The 15,414-nt window shown below is 63.8% G+C and carries 26 protein-coding genes; 25 read left to right on the top strand and 1 reads right to left on the bottom strand.

Translation table 11 applies throughout. The annotated features are described in order from the left end of the window. Window positions 1-11 precede the first annotated feature (11 nt). From rplB to ACVIGB_RS11640, 25 genes are all read left to right on the top strand, one after another. A complete protein-coding gene (gene rplB, locus ACVIGB_RS11760; RefSeq protein WP_021081655.1) occupies window positions 12-845 on the top strand; it encodes a 50S ribosomal protein L2 in 834 nt (277 codons plus the stop codon). A gap of 12 nt (window positions 846-857) precedes the next feature. Further along, window positions 858-1,136, top strand: a complete 279-nt coding sequence (rpsS, locus tag ACVIGB_RS11755; RefSeq protein WP_018272137.1) for a 30S ribosomal protein S19 — start codon at window positions 858-860, stop codon at window positions 1,134-1,136. A gap of 10 nt (window positions 1,137-1,146) precedes the next feature. After that, entirely contained in the window at window positions 1,147-1,533 is a 387-nt protein-coding gene (gene rplV, locus ACVIGB_RS11750) for a 50S ribosomal protein L22 (RefSeq protein WP_018272136.1), read from the top strand. Window positions 1,534-1,553: 20 nt separating this feature from the next. Next, on the top strand, window positions 1,554-2,255 hold the full coding sequence (gene rpsC, locus ACVIGB_RS11745) for a 30S ribosomal protein S3 (protein WP_018272135.1): 702 nt from the start codon (window positions 1,554-1,556) through the stop codon (window positions 2,253-2,255). A 30-nt stretch (window positions 2,256-2,285) separates the two neighbouring features. After that, window positions 2,286-2,699, top strand: a complete 414-nt coding sequence (gene rplP / locus ACVIGB_RS11740; protein ID WP_016843752.1) for a 50S ribosomal protein L16 — start codon at window positions 2,286-2,288, stop codon at window positions 2,697-2,699. Between the two features lie 5 nt (window positions 2,700-2,704). Beyond that, window positions 2,705-2,911, top strand: coding sequence for a 50S ribosomal protein L29 (gene rpmC / locus ACVIGB_RS11735; protein WP_021081654.1), 207 nt, complete (start codon window positions 2,705-2,707; stop codon window positions 2,909-2,911). Between the two features lie 10 nt (window positions 2,912-2,921). After that, a complete protein-coding gene (gene rpsQ / locus ACVIGB_RS11730; protein WP_092114991.1) occupies window positions 2,922-3,170 on the top strand; it encodes a 30S ribosomal protein S17 in 249 nt (82 codons plus the stop codon). 75 nt (window positions 3,171-3,245) lie between these two features. Next, window positions 3,246-3,614 carry a 50S ribosomal protein L14 gene (rplN, locus tag ACVIGB_RS11725; protein ID WP_011473865.1) on the top strand — a complete coding sequence of 123 codons (369 nt, stop codon included), beginning with the start codon at window positions 3,246-3,248 and terminating at the stop codon, window positions 3,612-3,614. Further along, window positions 3,614-3,928: a 50S ribosomal protein L24 gene (rplX, locus tag ACVIGB_RS11720; RefSeq protein ID WP_092114990.1), complete on the top strand. Its 315-nt coding sequence runs from the start codon at window positions 3,614-3,616 to the stop codon at window positions 3,926-3,928. The genes rplN and rplX overlap by 1 nt, the downstream gene beginning before the upstream one ends. After that, a complete protein-coding gene (gene rplE / locus ACVIGB_RS11715) occupies window positions 3,921-4,478 on the top strand; it encodes a 50S ribosomal protein L5 (RefSeq protein ID WP_173637156.1) in 558 nt (185 codons plus the stop codon). Before rplX ends, rplE begins: the two co-directional genes overlap by 8 nt. Window positions 4,479-4,524: 46 nt before the next feature. After that, window positions 4,525-4,830, top strand: a complete 306-nt coding sequence (gene rpsN, locus ACVIGB_RS11710; protein ID WP_092114988.1) for a 30S ribosomal protein S14 — start codon at window positions 4,525-4,527, stop codon at window positions 4,828-4,830. A 16-nt stretch (window positions 4,831-4,846) separates the two neighbouring features. Further along, on the top strand, window positions 4,847-5,245 hold the full coding sequence (gene rpsH, locus ACVIGB_RS11705; protein ID WP_092114987.1) for a 30S ribosomal protein S8: 399 nt from the start codon (window positions 4,847-4,849) through the stop codon (window positions 5,243-5,245). A 14-nt stretch (window positions 5,246-5,259) separates the two neighbouring features. Continuing rightward, window positions 5,260-5,793 (top strand): 50S ribosomal protein L6, encoded by a 534-nt coding sequence (gene rplF, locus ACVIGB_RS11700; protein ID WP_092114986.1) that lies wholly within the window; start codon window positions 5,260-5,262, stop codon window positions 5,791-5,793. 11 nt (window positions 5,794-5,804) lie between these two features. Beyond that, a complete protein-coding gene (gene rplR / locus ACVIGB_RS11695; RefSeq protein WP_029081760.1) occupies window positions 5,805-6,164 on the top strand; it encodes a 50S ribosomal protein L18 in 360 nt (119 codons plus the stop codon). A gap of 58 nt (window positions 6,165-6,222) precedes the next feature. Next, window positions 6,223-6,798 (top strand): 30S ribosomal protein S5, encoded by a 576-nt coding sequence (gene rpsE / locus ACVIGB_RS11690; protein ID WP_028349043.1) that lies wholly within the window; start codon window positions 6,223-6,225, stop codon window positions 6,796-6,798. A 39-nt stretch (window positions 6,799-6,837) separates the two neighbouring features. Next, entirely contained in the window at window positions 6,838-7,029 is a 192-nt protein-coding gene (gene rpmD / locus ACVIGB_RS11685) for a 50S ribosomal protein L30 (protein ID WP_092114985.1), read from the top strand. A 21-nt stretch (window positions 7,030-7,050) separates the two neighbouring features. Then, a complete protein-coding gene (gene rplO / locus ACVIGB_RS11680; RefSeq protein ID WP_456722566.1) occupies window positions 7,051-7,536 on the top strand; it encodes a 50S ribosomal protein L15 in 486 nt (161 codons plus the stop codon). A gap of 158 nt (window positions 7,537-7,694) precedes the next feature. After that, window positions 7,695-9,029 (top strand): preprotein translocase subunit SecY, encoded by a 1,335-nt coding sequence (gene secY / locus ACVIGB_RS11675; protein ID WP_021081647.1) that lies wholly within the window; start codon window positions 7,695-7,697, stop codon window positions 9,027-9,029. A 71-nt stretch (window positions 9,030-9,100) separates the two neighbouring features. Further along, the gene (locus tag ACVIGB_RS11670; RefSeq protein ID WP_456722567.1) at window positions 9,101-10,015 is read left to right on the top strand and encodes an adenylate kinase; all 915 of its coding nucleotides are present in this window, start codon (window positions 9,101-9,103) and stop codon (window positions 10,013-10,015) included. 191 nt (window positions 10,016-10,206) lie between these two features. After that, window positions 10,207-10,575, top strand: coding sequence for a 30S ribosomal protein S13 (gene rpsM, locus ACVIGB_RS11665; protein ID WP_092114982.1), 369 nt, complete (start codon window positions 10,207-10,209; stop codon window positions 10,573-10,575). A 115-nt stretch (window positions 10,576-10,690) separates the two neighbouring features. Then, entirely contained in the window at window positions 10,691-11,080 is a 390-nt protein-coding gene (gene rpsK / locus ACVIGB_RS11660) for a 30S ribosomal protein S11 (protein WP_006021048.1), read from the top strand. 118 nt (window positions 11,081-11,198) lie between these two features. Beyond that, window positions 11,199-12,230 carry a DNA-directed RNA polymerase subunit alpha gene (locus ACVIGB_RS11655; protein WP_092114981.1) on the top strand — a complete coding sequence of 344 codons (1,032 nt, stop codon included), beginning with the start codon at window positions 11,199-11,201 and terminating at the stop codon, window positions 12,228-12,230. A gap of 209 nt (window positions 12,231-12,439) precedes the next feature. Further along, a complete protein-coding gene (gene rplQ / locus ACVIGB_RS11650; RefSeq protein ID WP_092114980.1) occupies window positions 12,440-12,856 on the top strand; it encodes a 50S ribosomal protein L17 in 417 nt (138 codons plus the stop codon). Between the two features lie 322 nt (window positions 12,857-13,178). Next, on the top strand, window positions 13,179-13,973 hold the full coding sequence (locus ACVIGB_RS11645; protein WP_456722568.1) for an SDR family NAD(P)-dependent oxidoreductase: 795 nt from the start codon (window positions 13,179-13,181) through the stop codon (window positions 13,971-13,973). Window positions 13,974-13,982: 9 nt separating this feature from the next. Further along, window positions 13,983-14,279 carry a DUF1330 domain-containing protein gene (locus ACVIGB_RS11640; RefSeq protein ID WP_456722569.1) on the top strand — a complete coding sequence of 99 codons (297 nt, stop codon included), beginning with the start codon at window positions 13,983-13,985 and terminating at the stop codon, window positions 14,277-14,279. Here the strand turns inward: ACVIGB_RS11640 and ACVIGB_RS11635 are convergent. Further along, window positions 14,276-15,403: a hypothetical protein gene (locus ACVIGB_RS11635; RefSeq protein WP_456722570.1), complete on the bottom strand. Its 1,128-nt coding sequence runs from the start codon at window positions 15,401-15,403 to the stop codon at window positions 14,276-14,278. The two genes, ACVIGB_RS11640 and ACVIGB_RS11635, sit on opposite strands and share 4 nt — an antisense overlap. Between the last annotated feature and the right edge of the window lie 11 nt (window positions 15,404-15,414).

Here is a 15,414-nt window from a genome sequence, read left to right as displayed (position 1 = left end):
GCGCAACGACGATGGCATTGAAAACCTACAATCCCACGACGCCGGGCCAGCGCCAGCTGGTCATGGTCGATCGTTCGGCGCTCTACAAGGGCAAGCCGGTGAAGACCCTGACCGAGGGCAAGCTCGGCAATGGCGGTCGCAACAACACCGGTCGCATCACCGTGCGTTTCCGCGGCGGCGGCCACAAGAAGGCCTACCGCACCGTCGACTTCCGCCGCGACAAGGTGGACATGCCGGCGGTCGTGGAGCGGCTGGAGTACGATCCGAACCGCACCGCGTTCATCGCGCTGATCAAGTATCAGGACGGCGAGCTGGCCTACATCCTGGCGCCGCAGCGTCTGGCGGCGGGCGACACCGTCGTCGCCGGCAATTATGTCGACGTGAAGCCGGGCAACGTCATGCCGCTCGGCAACATGCCGGTCGGCACGATCGTGCACAACATCGAGCTGAAGATCGGCAAGGGCGGCCAGCTGGCGCGCTCCGCCGGCACCTATGCCCAGATCGTCGGCCGCGACCAGGACTACGTCATCGTCCGCCTGAACTCGGGCGAGCAGCGCCTCGTGCACGGCCGTTGCCGCGGCACGATCGGCGCGGTCTCGAACCCGGATCACATGAACATCTCGATCGGCAAGGCCGGTCGTACCCGCTGGCTCGGCTGGCGTCCGCATAACCGCGGCGTCGTCATGAACCCGATCGATCACCCGCACGGCGGTGGTGAAGGTCGTACCTCGGGCGGTCGCCACCCGGTTACTCCGTGGGGCAAGCCGACCAAGGGCAAGAAGACCCGCACCAACAAGTCGACCAACAAATTCATTCTCCTCAGCCGCCACAAGCGGAAGAAGTAAGGAACGCCGGACATGGTTCGTTCAGTCTGGAAAGGCCCGTTCGTCGAGGGTTCTCTGCTCAAGAAGGCAGATGCCGCGCGTGCGTCCGGCCGTCACGACGTCATCAAGATCTGGAGCCGTCGCTCCACCATCCTGCCGCAGTTCGTCGGCCTGACCTTCGGTGTCTACAACGGCCAGAAGCATGTGCCGGTGGCGATCAACGAGGAAATGGTGGGTCACAAGTTCGGCGAGTTCTCGCCGACCCGGACCTTCCACGGCCACTCGGGCGACAAGAAAGCCAAGAAGGCTTGAGGAATAGACGATGAGCAAACCAAAGCGCGAACGTAGCCTCGCGGACAATGAGGCCAAGGCCGTCGCCCGCATGCTGCGCGTCAGCCCGCAGAAGCTCAACCTGGTGGCGCAGCTGATCCGCGGCCGCAAGGCTTCGGCTGCGCTCGCCGACCTGCAGTTCTCGCGCAAGCGGATCGCGGTCGACGTCAAGAAGTGCCTGGAATCGGCGATCGCGAACGCCGAGAACAACCATGACCTCGATGTCGACGATCTCGTCGTTGCCGAGGCGCATGTCGGCAATGGCATCGTGATGAAGCGTTTTGCTCCGCGCGGCCGTGGCCGTTCGGGCCGTGTGTTCAAACCGTTCTCGCACCTGACCATCGTGGTTCGTCAGGTCGAGGCCGAGGCAAGCGCCTAAGAAGGGCGCAGGAGAAGACGATGGGTCAAAAGATCAATCCAATCGGGCTGCGTCTCGGCATCAACCGGACCTGGGACTCCCGTTGGTTCGCCGGCAAGCAGGAATACGGCAAGCTCCTGCACGAGGACGTCAAGATCCGCGAGATCCTGCACAAGGAGCTCAAGCAGGCGGCTGTCGCCCGCATCGTGATCGAGCGCCCGCACAAGAAGTGCCGCGTGACGATCCACTCGGCCCGTCCGGGCGTCGTGATCGGCAAGAAGGGCGCCGACATCGACAAGCTGCGCAAGAAGGTTGCCGACATCACCTCGTCGGACGTCGTGATCAACATCGTCGAAATCCGCAAGCCGGAGCTCGACGCGACCCTGGTCGCTGAATCGATCGCCCAGCAGCTCGAGCGCCGCGTTGCGTTCCGCCGCGCCATGAAGCGCGCCGTGCAGTCGGCGATGCGTCTCGGTGCCGAGGGCATCCGCATCAACTGCTCGGGCCGTCTCGGCGGCGCCGAAATCGCGCGCATGGAGTGGTACCGCGAAGGTCGCGTGCCGCTGCACACGCTGCGCGCCGACGTCGACTACGGCGTTGCCACCGCGTTCACGACCTTCGGCACCTGCGGCGTCAAGGTCTGGATCTTCAAGGGCGAGATCCTCGAGCACGATCCGATGGCCCAGGACAAGAAGATGGCCGAGGGCGACAACACGCCGCGTTCGCGCCGCGACGCCGCTTGAGGCAAAGCAGGAATTTGAGGGCTTAAAGCCATGATGCAACCTAAGAAGACGAAGTTCCGGAAGGCGCATAAGGGCCGTATCCACGGCGTTGCGACCTCTGGCGCGACGTTGGCGTTCGGCCAGTTCGGCCTGAAGGCGATGGAGCCTGAGCGCGTCACCGCCCGTCAGATCGAAGCCGCCCGTCGCGCGCTGACCCGTCACATGAAGCGCGCCGGCCGCGTCTGGATCCGGGTGTTCCCGGACGTGCCGGTGTCGAAGAAGCCCGCTGAAGTCCGCATGGGCTCCGGCAAGGGTGCGCCGGAATTGTGGGTGGTCCGGATCAAGCCGGGCCGCGTGATGTTCGAAATCGACGGCGTGCCGGTGCAGACCGCCAAGGAGGCGCTGTCGCTCGCCGCCGCCAAGCTGCCGATCAAGACGCGCTTCGTTGCGCGCATTGCGGAGTAATCGCCATGGCCGAGATGAAAGTTGAAGACATTCGCGCGATGAGCGACGACCAGCGGGAAGACGCGGTCCTGAACCTGAAGAAGGAACGCTTCAACCTGCGTTTCCAGCGCGCCACCGGGCAGCTGGAGAACACGTCGCGGATGCGGGAAGCCCGCCGCGATATCGCTCGTATCAAGACCATCGCCGCGCAGCTGCGCGCGAAGAAGAAGTAAGGGGCCAGCTATGCCGAAACGTACTCTGCAGGGCGTGGTCGTGAGCGACAAGCAAGCCAAGACCGTGGTGGTGCGCGTCGATCGCCGCTTCACCCACCCGATCTACAAGAAGACGATCCGCCGTTCCAAGAACTACCATGCGCACGACGAGGACAATCAGTTCAAGCCGGGCGACATGGTCTGGATCGAGGAATCGAAGCCGATCTCGAAGCTGAAGCGCTGGACCGTGGTCCGGGGCGAACACAAGAAAACGGCCTGATTACTTCGGCCTGGCCGAAGACATTCAGGGAAATTTTGGGCGCGCTAAAGCGCAGAAAGAGGACGAGGTGCATCAATGATTCAGATGCAGACCAACCTCGACGTGGCCGATAATTCAGGCGCACGCCGTGTCATGTGCATCAAGGTTCTTGGAGGTTCCAAGCGCCGCTATGCCACCGTGGGCGACGTTATCGTTGTGTCGATCAAGGAAGCCATTCCGCGTGGCAAGGTGAAGAAGGGCGACGTGATGAAGGCCGTCGTGGTTCGGGTCCGCAAGGACATCCGCCGCGCCGACGGTTCGGTCATCCGTTTCGACCGCAACGCCGCCGTGCTGATCAACAATCAGTCCGAGCCGGTCGGCACCCGTATCTTCGGGCCGGTGCCGCGCGAGCTGCGCGCCAAGAACCACATGAAGATCATTTCGCTTGCGCCGGAGGTGCTGTGATGGCTGCCAAGATCCGCAAGGGCGACAAGGTGATGGTGCTCACCGGCCGCGACAAGGGGCGCACCGGCGAGGTGTTCGAGGTGCGTCCGGACGAGAACAAGGCTCTCGTTCGTGGCATCAACATGGTGAAGCGTCACCAGAAGCAGAGCCAGACCCAGGAAGGCGGCATCATCTCCAAGGAGATGCCGATCGACCTGTCCAACGTTGCGTATGTCGGCAAGGACGGAAAGCCGACCCGCATTGGGTTCAAGATTCAGGCCGATGGCAAGAAGGTTCGTGTTGCCAAGAGCTCGGGAGCAGAGATCGATGGCTGAGACAGCTTACACGCCGCGTCTGCGCGCGGAGTACGACAAGAAGATCCGCGGCATGATGACCGAGAAGTTCGGCTATGCCAACGTGATGCAGGTGCCGCGCCTGGACAAGGTCGTGCTCAACATGGGCGTTGGCGATTCCGTCAACGACCGCAAGAAGGCCGAGACCGCCGCTGCCGAGCTGAGCCAGATCGCCGGCCAGAAGGCGATCGTGACCTATTCGCGGATCGCGATCGCGACCTTCAAGCTGCGTGAGAACCAGCCGATCGGCTGCAAGGTCACGCTGCGCAAGACCCATATGTACGAGTTCATCGACCGCCTGGTGAACGTGGCGCTGCCCCGCGTCCGTGACTTCCGCGGCCTGAACCCGAAGAGCTTCGACGGCCGCGGCAACTATTCGCTCGGCATCAAGGAGCACATCATTTTCCCCGAGATCGACTTCGACAAGGTCTCGGAAGCGCGTGGCATGGACATCACGGTGTGCACCACCGCCAAGACCGACGACGAGGCGCGTGCCTTGTTGGCCGCTTTCAATTTCCCGTTCCGGCAGTGAGTAGCTGAGCCAAAGCCACTCAAACGCGGATACCCAGGAGCCAAGCATGGCAAAGAAGAGTTCGATCGAGAAGAATAACCGGCGCAAGCGGATGGCGAAGAACGCTGCCCCGCAGCGCGAAAAGCTGAAGGCGATCATCGCCGACAAGACCAAGCCGATGGAAGAGCGCTTCGCGGCGACGCTGAAGCTCGCCGAGATGCCGCGCAACTCGTCGCCGACGCGCATCCGCAACCGTTGCGAGCTGACCGGGCGTCCGCGCTCGATCTATCGCAAGAACAAGCTCTCGCGCATCGCGCTGCGTGAACTCGGCTCCAAGGGCCTGGTTCCCGGCCTCGTGAAGTCGAGCTGGTAAGGGGAGGGTCGGAACAATGTCTACGCACGATCCGATCAGCGATCTCATCACCCGCATCCGCAACGCGCAGATGCGTTCGAAGTCCAAGGTCTCGAGCCCCGGCTCGAAGATGCGCGCCAACGTGCTCGAAGTGCTGAAGTCCGAGGGCTACATCCGCGGCTACGCCAGCGTCGAGCATGCCTCGGGCCGCAGCGAGCTCGAGATCGAGCTGAAGTATTTCGACGGCGAGCCCGTCATCCGCGAGATCGAGCGGGTGTCGAAGCCGGGCCGCCGCGTTTACGCCTCGGTGAAGAACCTGCCGCGCGTGAACAACGGTCTCGGCATTTCGGTGTTGTCGACGCCGAAGGGAATCATGGCTGACCACGAGGCGCGCGACGCCAACGTGGGCGGCGAAATTCTCTTCACGGTGTTCTGAGGAAGGATTTTACGATGTCACGTATCGGCAAAAGGCCGGTGGCGATCCCGTCGGGTGTGACGGCAAGCGTCGAGGGCCAGACGGTGAAGGTGAAGGGGCCGAAGGGCCAGCTTCAGTTCGTCGTGCATGACGACGTCGAGGTGAAGTTCGAGAACGGCCAGGTCAAGGTCGCTCCGCGCGTCAAGACCAACCGCGCGCAGGCGATGTACGGCACCGCGCGCGCGCAGGTCGCCAACCTCGTCGAGGGCGTCACCAAGGGCTTCGAGAAGAAGCTCGAGATCACCGGCGTCGGCTACCGCGCCGCGATGCAGGGCAAGAACCTGCAGCTCGCGCTCGGCTACAGCCACGACGTGGTCTACGCGATCCCGGAAGGCATCACCATCGCGGTGCCGAAGCCGACCGAGATCACGATCACCGGCAACGATCCGCAGCGCGTCGGCCAGGTCGCCGCCGAGATCCGCGCCTACCGTCCGCCGGAGCCCTACAAGGGCAAGGGCGTGAAGTACGCCAACGAGTTCATCTTCCGCAAGGAAGGCAAGAAGAAGTAACGGAGCCGGTCATGTCACTCAAGGTTACGAATGCCCGGCGCAAGCAGCGCGTCCGCCTTGCGCTTCGCCGCTCGGCAGGCGGCCGTCCGCGGCTGTCGGTGTTCCGCTCGTCCAAGCACATCTACGCCCAGGTCATCGACGACCAGAAGGGCGAGACGCTCGCGTCCGCCTCGTCGCTGGAGAAGAACCTGCGCGACGCCGGCAAGACCGGCGCCGACATCGATGCGGCGAAGGCCGTCGGCAAGCTGCTGGCGGAACGCGCGGCGCAGAAGGGTGTCAAGGAAGTCGTGTTCGATCGCGGCGCTTACATCTATCACGGGCGCGTCAAGGCGCTCGCGGATGCGGCGCGCGAAGGCGGATTGAGCTTCTAAACGAATCGAACGATTACCAGGATAGAGGCGTCAGGCCTCCTAGAGATTGGAAAACACCATGGCAGGTGAACGCGAACGCGGCGGACGCGAACGGAGCAGGGATCGCGAGGAGCGCGACAGCGAGTTCGTCGACAAGCTCGTCCACATCAATCGCGTGGCGAAGGTCGTCAAGGGCGGCAAGCGCTTCGGCTTTGCGGCGCTGGTCGTGATCGGCGATCAGAAGGGCCGGGTCGGTTTCGGCCACGGCAAGGCGCGCGAAGTTCCGGAAGCGATCCGCAAGGCGACCGAATCGGCGAAGCGCAACCTGACGCGGGTCGCGCTGCGCGAAGGCCGCACGCTGCATCACGACATCGCTGGCCGTCACGGCGCCGGCCGCGTCTATCTGCGTGCCGCTCCGGCCGGTACCGGTATCATCGCCGGCGGCCCGATGCGCGCGGTGTTCGAGACGCTCGGCATCCAGGACGTGGTGGCGAAGTCGATCGGCTCGTCGAATCCCTACAACATGGTTCGCGCAACCTTCGACGCGCTGAAGCATCAGGATTCGCCGCGCTCGGTGGCTGCGCGCCGCAACATCAAGGTCTCCACCCTGCAGTCGCGCCGCGTCGGCGGTGACGCCGAAGTGGTGGCGGAATAGCAACGCGCGCTTCTCGAAGCGCTATTCGGAGTTACTGTCATGGCCCAGGCCAGCAAGACCATCAAGGTCGAGCAGATCGGCAGCGCAATCCGCCGCCATCACTCGCAGCGTTCGACGCTGATCGGCCTCAAGCTCAACAAGATCGGCCGGGTTGCCGAGCTGCAGGACACCCCTGAAGTTCGCGGCATGATCAGCAAAGTTCAGCATCTCGTCCGCGTCGTCGGCGAGTAAGCAGAGATAAGGAGAAGGGCGATGAAGCTCAGCGATATCGCCGACAACGCCGGCTCGCGCAAGAAGCGCATGCGTGTCGGCCGTGGCATCGGTTCCGGCAAAGGCAAGACCTCGGGCCGCGGCGGCAAGGGCCAGACCGCGCGTTCGGGCGTCCGCATCAAGGGTTTCGAAGGCGGCCAGATGCCGATGCATCGCCGTCTGCCGAAGCGCGGCTTCAACAATATCTTCCGGCTCGACTTCGCCGAGATCAATCTCGACCGTCTGCAGGAAGCGATCGACAACAAGCTGGTCGATGCGAGCGCGACGGTGAACGTCGAGTCGCTGGTGAAGGCCGGCGTGCTGCGCCGCGCCAAGGACGGCCTGCGGCTGCTCGGCCGCGGCGAGATCAAGGCCAAGCTGACCATCGAGGCGCACGGCGCTTCCAAGTCGGCGATTGCTGCGGTCGAGAAGGCCGGCGGCTCGGTCAAGATCCTGGCCCCCGCCAAGGACGAAGGCGAGGCGGCGTAACATCTGCGTCATTGCCCGCGGCCTGCGCGGGCAATCCGCAGATCGAATGATGGACTTATCGAGGCCGAGCACCAGATAATGTCCGGTGTCTGCCGACGGCCCGAGAGAACGAGTTTCTTGGGGGCGTCGGCGAAGCGGGCTCCGGGAGAAAGCCGAACATGGTCTCAGCAGCCGAACAACTTGCCGCAAACCTCAATTTCGGACAGCTGGCGAAAGCCGACGAGCTGAAGAAGCGCATCTGGTTCACCCTGGGTGCGCTGCTTGTTTATCGGCTGGGCACCTACATTCCGCTGCCGGGCATCGATCCTAACATCTGGGAGCAGGTGTTCCGCAGCCAGTCCGGCGGTATCCTCGGCATGTTCAACATGTTCGCCGGCGGCGGCATCCACCGCATGGCGATCTTTGCGCTGAACATCATGCCGTACATCTCGGCATCGATCATCGTTCAGCTGCTGACCACCGTGTCGCCCCAGCTCGAGGCGCTTAAGAAGGAAGGCGAGGCGGGCCGCAAGACGCTGAACCAGTACACCCGCTATCTGACGGTGATCCTGGCGCTGTTCCAGTCCTACGGCATCGCGATCGGCCTCGAAGGCGCCGGCAATGTCGTCAGCGACCCCGGCATGTTCTTCCGGATCTCGACCGCGATCACGCTGACCGGCGGCACCATGTTCCTGATGTGGCTCGGCGAGCAGATCACCTCGCGCGGCATCGGCAACGGTATCTCGCTGATCATCCTGTCCGGCATCGTCGCCGAGCTGCCGTCGGCGCTCGCCAACATGCTGGAACTCGGCCGCCAGGGCGCGATGTCGACCGGCCTGATCCTGATCGTCATCGTGATGGCGGTCGCCGTGATCGCCTTCATCGTGTTCATGGAGCGGGCGCAGCGCCGGCTGCTGATCCAGTATCCGAAGCGCCAGGTCGGCAACAAGATGTTCGAGGGCCAGTCCTCGCATCTGCCGCTCAAGCTCAACACCTCGGGCGTGATTCCGCCGATCTTCGCTTCGTCGCTGCTGCTGCTGCCGACCACGGTTGCGAACTTCAACGCCGGCAAGGGGCCGGAGTGGTTCCAGTGGCTCACCACCCAGCTCAGCCACGGCCGGCCGCTGTTCCTGCTGATGTATCTCGCGCTGATCGTGTTCTTCGCCTTCTTCTACACCGCGATCGTGTTCAACCCGACCGAGACCGCGGACAATCTGAAGAAGCATGGCGGCTTCATTCCGGGCATCCGGCCCGGTGAGCGCACCGCCGAATACATCGACTACGTGCTGTCGCGCATCACGGTGCTCGGTGCGATCTATCTCGCGATCGTCTGCCTGATTCCTGAAATTCTGATTTCCTACGCCTCGGTCCCGTTCTACTTTGGCGGCACTTCGCTCCTGATCGTCGTCAGCGTGACGATGGATACGGTGTCGCAGGTGCAGGGCTATCTGCTCGCTCATCAGTATGAAGGGTTGATCAGGAAGTCGAAGCTCAGGGGAGGCCGCCGCCGCTGATCGCGGCGCGGCTTCAAACTCAAAACACAGGTGTGCGGACGTCGCCCACCTAGCCGGGGGGCGAAACAGATATGAGATTGATCCTTTTGGGGCCGCCGGGCTCGGGCAAGGGAACCCAGGCGCAGCGGCTGGTGCACCGGCATGGCATCGTTCAGCTCTCGACCGGCGAGATGCTGCGCGCGGCCGCTGCCGCAGGCACTCCGGTCGGCTTGCAGGCCAAGGAGATCATGTCCAATGGCGGGCTGGTTCCCGACGAGGTCGTGGTGGGAATCATCGCCGACCGGATCGAGGAGCCTGACGCCAAGAAGGGCTTCATTCTCGACGGCTTCCCGCGCACGGTGCCGCAGGCGGAGGCCCTCGACGAGCTGCTCCGGAAAAAGCACCTCAAGCTCGACGCCGTCGTCGAGCTGCGCGTTAACGAGAGCGCGCTGCTCGCCCGCGTCGAGAAGCGCGCCGAGGAAACCCGCGCGCGCGGCGAGGAAGTGCGCCTCGACGATACGCCGGAAGTGCTGACCAAGCGCCTGGCGCAGTACCGCTCGCTGACGGAACCGCTGATTCACTATTATTCGGAGCGGCGGAAGCTTCTGACGGTCGACGGCATGATGACCATCGAGCACGTCACCCGCGAGATCAACCGGATCCTGACCGCGCTCGGCGCGCTGGAACCGAAGGAGCACGAAGAGGCCAAGAGCGCCTCGAAGGCGTCCAAGACGGCCAAGAAGACCGCGAAGCAGGCGACCAAGAAGGCAGCTGAGTCGGCCAAAACGGCCGCCAAACCGGCCCGGAAGGCCGCCAAGGGGGCCTCAAAGCCGGCCTCCAAGAGCAAAGCTGCCAAGAAGGCTGGCAAGAAAACTGCGAAGCAGCCGGCCAAGAAGACCGTGAAGAAGGCCGCAAAGCAGGCCGCCCGTGCCGCGAATGCCTGGAAGGGGGCAAAAGCCGCCAAAAAGGCAGCAAAAAAGCTCACGAAAAAGCGAGCTAAACGCTAGGAGCGGTTGACGAAACCGACATGAATCCTTTAATAAGCCCCGCATCCAAGTTGGATAGTTTTATGACGATGCCGGGCCCCGAAGGACATGAGGGGAAGGGCGTCGTGTTCGCGTTTGTGGACACAAGCCCGCAGAGAGCAAGAACTTGAGAAGCCCGTATCCGTGATGGATCGGCGACAGGAGAGAAGTCCGTGGCCCGTATTGCCGGCGTCAACATTCCTACCAACAAGCGCGTGCTGATCGCGCTTCAGTACATCCATGGTATCGGCCAGAAGAACGCGGCCGACATCGTCGAGAAGGTCAAGATCCCGGCGGACCGTCGTGTCAGCCAGTTGACCGACCAGGAGGTCCTGCAGATCCGCGAAGTCATCGACCGCGACTATCTGGTCGAGGGCGACCTCCGTCGTGAGGTCGGCATCAACATCAAGCGGCTGATGGACCTCGGCTGCTATCGCGGCCTGCGTCATCGCCGTGGTCTGCCGGTGCGCGGCCAGCGCACCCACACCAATGCGCGCACGCGCAAGGGTCCGGCCAAGGCGATCGCCGGCAAGAAGAAGTAAGTTTTACGAATTGCAGGTGGGGGGTAGCGAATCGAAAATTCGCTACTCGCCATTTGCGTTTTGAGGTGTAGCCGCTGGCACTACGGCGGCGTTGAGATCACAGGAAAGGTTTGAAATGGGCAAGGAAGCCACCCGCGTACGCCGCCGCGAACGCAAGAACATCGCCTCCGGCATCGCGCACGTGAATTCGTCGTTCAACAACACGACCATCACCATCACCGACGCGCAGGGCAACACCATCGCCTGGTCGTCGGCCGGCACGATGGGCTTCAAGGGCTCGCGCAAGTCGACCCCCTATGCCGCGCAGGTCGCGGCTGAAGACGTCTCCAAGAAGGCGCAGGAACACGGCATGCGCACGCTGGAGGTTGAAGTGGCCGGCCCGGGTTCGGGCCGTGAGTCGGCGCTCCGTGCGCTGCAGGCTGCGGGCTTCACCGTCACCTCGATCCGCGACGTGACCACGATTCCGCACAATGGCTGCCGTCCGCGCAAGCGTCGGCGCGTTTGATCTGTAAGTCGCGGGCGGCTTCTAGCCGCCCTGCGATCGTTTTTGGAATTGACCGCGCGGACTGTTCCGCGATCTCCAACGCCAGGTTCGGCCATTCGACGGGCCCGACGACTGGCCCATGGGTGAACAAGTGACGATCCAGAAAAATTGGCAAGAACTTATTCGACCGAACAAGCTGCAGGTGACGCCGGGCTCGGACGCGAGCCGGTTCGCCACCGTGGTCGCCGAGCCGCTCGAGCGCGGCTTCGGCCAGACGCTCGGGAACGCGCTGCGCCGCATCCTGCTGTCCTCGCTGCAGGGCGCGGCGGTGCAGTCGGTGCATATCGACGGCGTGCTGCACGAGTTCTCCTCGATCGCCGGTGTTCGTGAAGACGTCACCGACATCGTCCTCAACATCAAGGACATCTCGATCAAGATGCAGGGCGAAGGCCCGAAGCGCATGGTCGTGAAGAAGCAGGGCCCGGGCGCCGTCACCGCCGGCGACATCCAGACCGTCGGCGACGTCACCGTGCTCAATCCCGACCTGCAGCTCTGCACGCTGGACGATGGCGCCGAGATCCGCATGGAGTTCACGGTCGCGACCGGCAAGGGCTATGTCGCCGCCGAGCGCAACCGTCCCGAGGATGCGCCGATCGGCCTGATCCCGGTCGACAGCCTGTTCTCGCCGGTCCGCAAGGTCTCCTACAAGGTCGAGAACACCCGTGAGGGCCAGATCCTCGACTACGACAAGCTGACCATGACGATCGAGACCAACGGCGCGATCACTCCGGAGGACGCGGTGGCCTATGCCGCGCGCATCCTGCAGGATCAGCTCAACGTGTTCGTCAACTTCGAAGAGCCGCGCAAGGAAGTCACGCAGGAGATCATCCCCGATCTCGCGTTCAACCCGGCGTTCCTCAAGAAGGTCGACGAGCTCGAGCTGTCGGTGCGTTCGGCAAACTGCCTGAAGAACGACAACATCGTCTACATCGGCGACCTCGTGCAGAAGTCGGAAGCGGAAATGCTCCGCACCCCGAACTTCGGCCGCAAGTCGCTGAACGAGATCAAGGAAGTGCTGGCCCAGATGGGTCTGCATCTCGGCATGGAAGTGCCGGGCTGGCCGCCGGAGAACATCGACGAGCTCGCCAAGCGCTTCGAGGATCACTACTGATCCGAATTCACAGTCGTGGCCGGAGAATCTCCGGCCACGATTTTTTACGCAGCATGATCCCGGAAAAGTGCGGAGCGGTTTTCCGGGAGGATCTTGCTCAAACGAGATAGCAAAAGCGCGTTGAGGCGCTTTTGCGGGCGAACGCAGGATGCCCACCTGCAAAACTTGTCGCTGAACCACCGCGGCAGAATTGAAGAAGGAAGAAGTCAATGCGTCACGGCAAGGTTCATCGGAAGCTCAACCGCACCGCCGAGCACCGGCGTGCGATGTTCGCCAACATGGCGGCCGCGCTGATCAAGCACGAGCAGATCGTCACCACGCTGCCGAAGGCCAAGGAGCTGCGGCCGATCGTCGAGAAGCTCGTGACCCTCGGCAAGAAGGGCGGCCTCGCCCTGCGCCGCCAGGCGATCTCTGAGCTGCGTGACCTCGACCAGGTCAGGAAGCTGTTCGACACGCTGGCGACCCGTTACAAGGACCGCCAGGGCGGCTACACCCGCATCATCAAGGCCGGCTTCCGCTACGGCGACAACGCGCCGATGGCCGTGATCGAGTTCGTCGACCGTGACGTCGATGCCAAGGGCCAGGACTCCGGTCCGGCCCAGGACAAGGAAGCCGAGGCGGCGTAAGCCGCTTTCGCCGAGGCAGGCTAGGCCGCTCTCGAGCCATGGTTTTGAAAACGGCGCCTTCGGGCGCCGTTTTTTGTTGGTGGCCGGCGCTCCATCCCTGTCGTCGTCCTGGCGAAAGCCAGGACCCATAACCCCAAACGGATGCTGTCGCGATAGCTGGTGGCCACAGCGTCGCGTAAAATGCGGGCTCGTGGCAATGGGTCCTGGCTTTCGCCAGGACGACGTCGCCGTGTGCGCCGTCGTCCTCACGCGTCGGTGAGATGCGATTGCGGTGCATCGTGCCGCGCCCGATATCTCGGTCAGCATCAATGGAGATGAAGCCATGAGAATCGACCTTTCCGGAAAGACTGCACTGGTGACCGGCTCGACCGCGGGCATCGGCAACGCCATTGCGAGGGGGCTGGCCGAGACCGGCGCCGAGGTCGTCATCAACGGCCGCGGCCAGGCCAAGGTCGATGCAGCGGTTGCCGCGATCGCCAAGGCGGTGCGAGGCGCCAAAGTCCGCGGCATCGCCGCCGACGTCTCGACATCAGCCGGTTGCAAGGCGCTGCTCGCCGCGCTGCCGGAGGTCGACATCCTCGTCAACAATGCCGGCATCTTCGAGCCGAAGGCGTTCTTCGACATTCCCGACGAGGACTGGAGCCGCTTCTTCGAGGTCAACGTGATGTCGGGCGTGCGGCTGTCGCGCGGCTACATGCAGGGCATGCTGAAGCGCAACTGGGGCCGCGTCGTCTTCATCTCCTCGGAATCCGGCCTCAACATCCCGACCGAGATGATCCACTACGGCACGACCAAGACCGCGCAGCTTGCGATCGCTCGCGGGCTCGCGCAGCTGACCCGCGGCACCGCGGTCACCGTCAATTCCGTGCTGCCCGGACCGACGATGTCCGAGGGCGTCGAGACCTTCGTCAAGGATCTCGCCAAGCAGAACGGCCAGTCGGTCGAGGAGGCGGCCTCCAACTTCGTCAAGCAGCACCGGCCGACCTCGCTGTTGCAGCGCTTTGCCAGCACCGAGGAGATCGCCAACCTTGTCGTCTACGTCTGCTCGAAGCAGGCATCCGCGACCAATGGCGCCGCGCTGCGTGCCGAGGGCGGCATCGTCAACACCATTGCCTGAGGTACGACCATGTCAGCCTATGTGATTTCCGAGGTCGACGTGAAGGATGCCGCGGGCTTCGAGGCCTATCGCACGATCGCCGCCAAGGCGATCGCGCAATATGGCGGGCGCTATCTGGTGCGCGGCGGTGCTGCGGAGGCGGTCGAAGGCGGGCCGCCGCCGAAGAACATCATCGTCGTCGAATTTCCGTCGATGGCGCGGCTGCACGAGTGGTACGCGTCGCCGGAATATGCCGAGGCGCTCAGGCATCGGCGGACCGCGCTGGACCGCCGGCTGATCTTCGTCGAAGGCGTGCCGCCGAGCTAACCCTTGGCCCCGTCCAGAAACTCGCTGAAGCCGGAGGGACGGTAGGGGCCGAAGCACAATTGCTCCAGCACGCCGATTCCCGTTCGGTCGCCCTGGCGGGCGCGCACCACCTGTTGCACGTGCACGTTCTCGCGGGCCAGCGGATCGAGCGTGGCAGGATCGAACGACTCGCCGCCGACCTCGAGCTCGCCCTTCCACATGCCCTGGCCCCATTGCGGATGACCGTAGCCGAGGCCCTTCATCTGGAATTTCAGGATCGGATCGAGCGCGATGGTCGAGGTGTGGCCATCGATGTCGATCAAGTCGATTTCGGCCGACTGCGCCAGCCGCGTGTTCGGGACGTATTTGACGCGGTGCCGCGCGGTCGCCATGCGGCGGTCGAGCCCGTCGACGACGCCGGGGATCTCAACCTCGCTTCGGTACAGCGGCGCGGTGATGCCCTCGCGGACCAGCGCCTCACCCTGCGTCCCGTCGAAAAAGATGGCGTGCGAGATGTGGTCGTCCCAGACCAACGGCGCCCAAAGGAAGAACACGCTCGGCGGCGGCATCGGCGCGCCCCCGACATCGCGTTCGCCGACATTGCGAACGCCCCAGGAGCGATCCTTGGTGCCGTAGCAGGTGTGATCGTCGACCTTGATCTCGCCATCGGGGTGGCGCACGACGCCGCTCCAGCGGCCGAACTGGTCGAACCGGGTCGAGTCCATCGCGCGGCGGTCGCCCGACCAAAGCGTCTGGCGCGCTTCCTGGATCGCGGCCGTGCGCGCGGAGAAGGTCAGGTCGCAGGCGAGACCCGTCGCATTGTCGTCGAGCACGACCCGCGTCCGCCGCATCGGTTCGATGACCTCGAGCCTGAACGGGCCGACCTGCATCTCGGTGCGCTCGATTGGCGCCCGACGCGAACCATAGAAGCAGTGCTGCCGTCCGCCGCGCTCCACGACGCTGAAGGCGCAATCGAGGATCTTGCGGTGCGGATAGATCGCGATGCCGATGCCGAAATAATACGCGCCGTCCGCGGTGTAGCCGTTGAACCAGGTTCGGTCATAGACATTGCGGTCGCTGGTCGAGGGAACCGCGATCGGCTCCGGCGTCTGGTGGATGGGGAAGTCGTCCAGTTTGTTGAGCACGCCGATCCCTT

It is taken from the genome of Bradyrhizobium sp. USDA 4341 (assembly GCF_054063755.1).
Note: the sequence above shows the minus strand (reverse complement) of the source record. Positions and strands in the feature narration are given on the sequence as shown.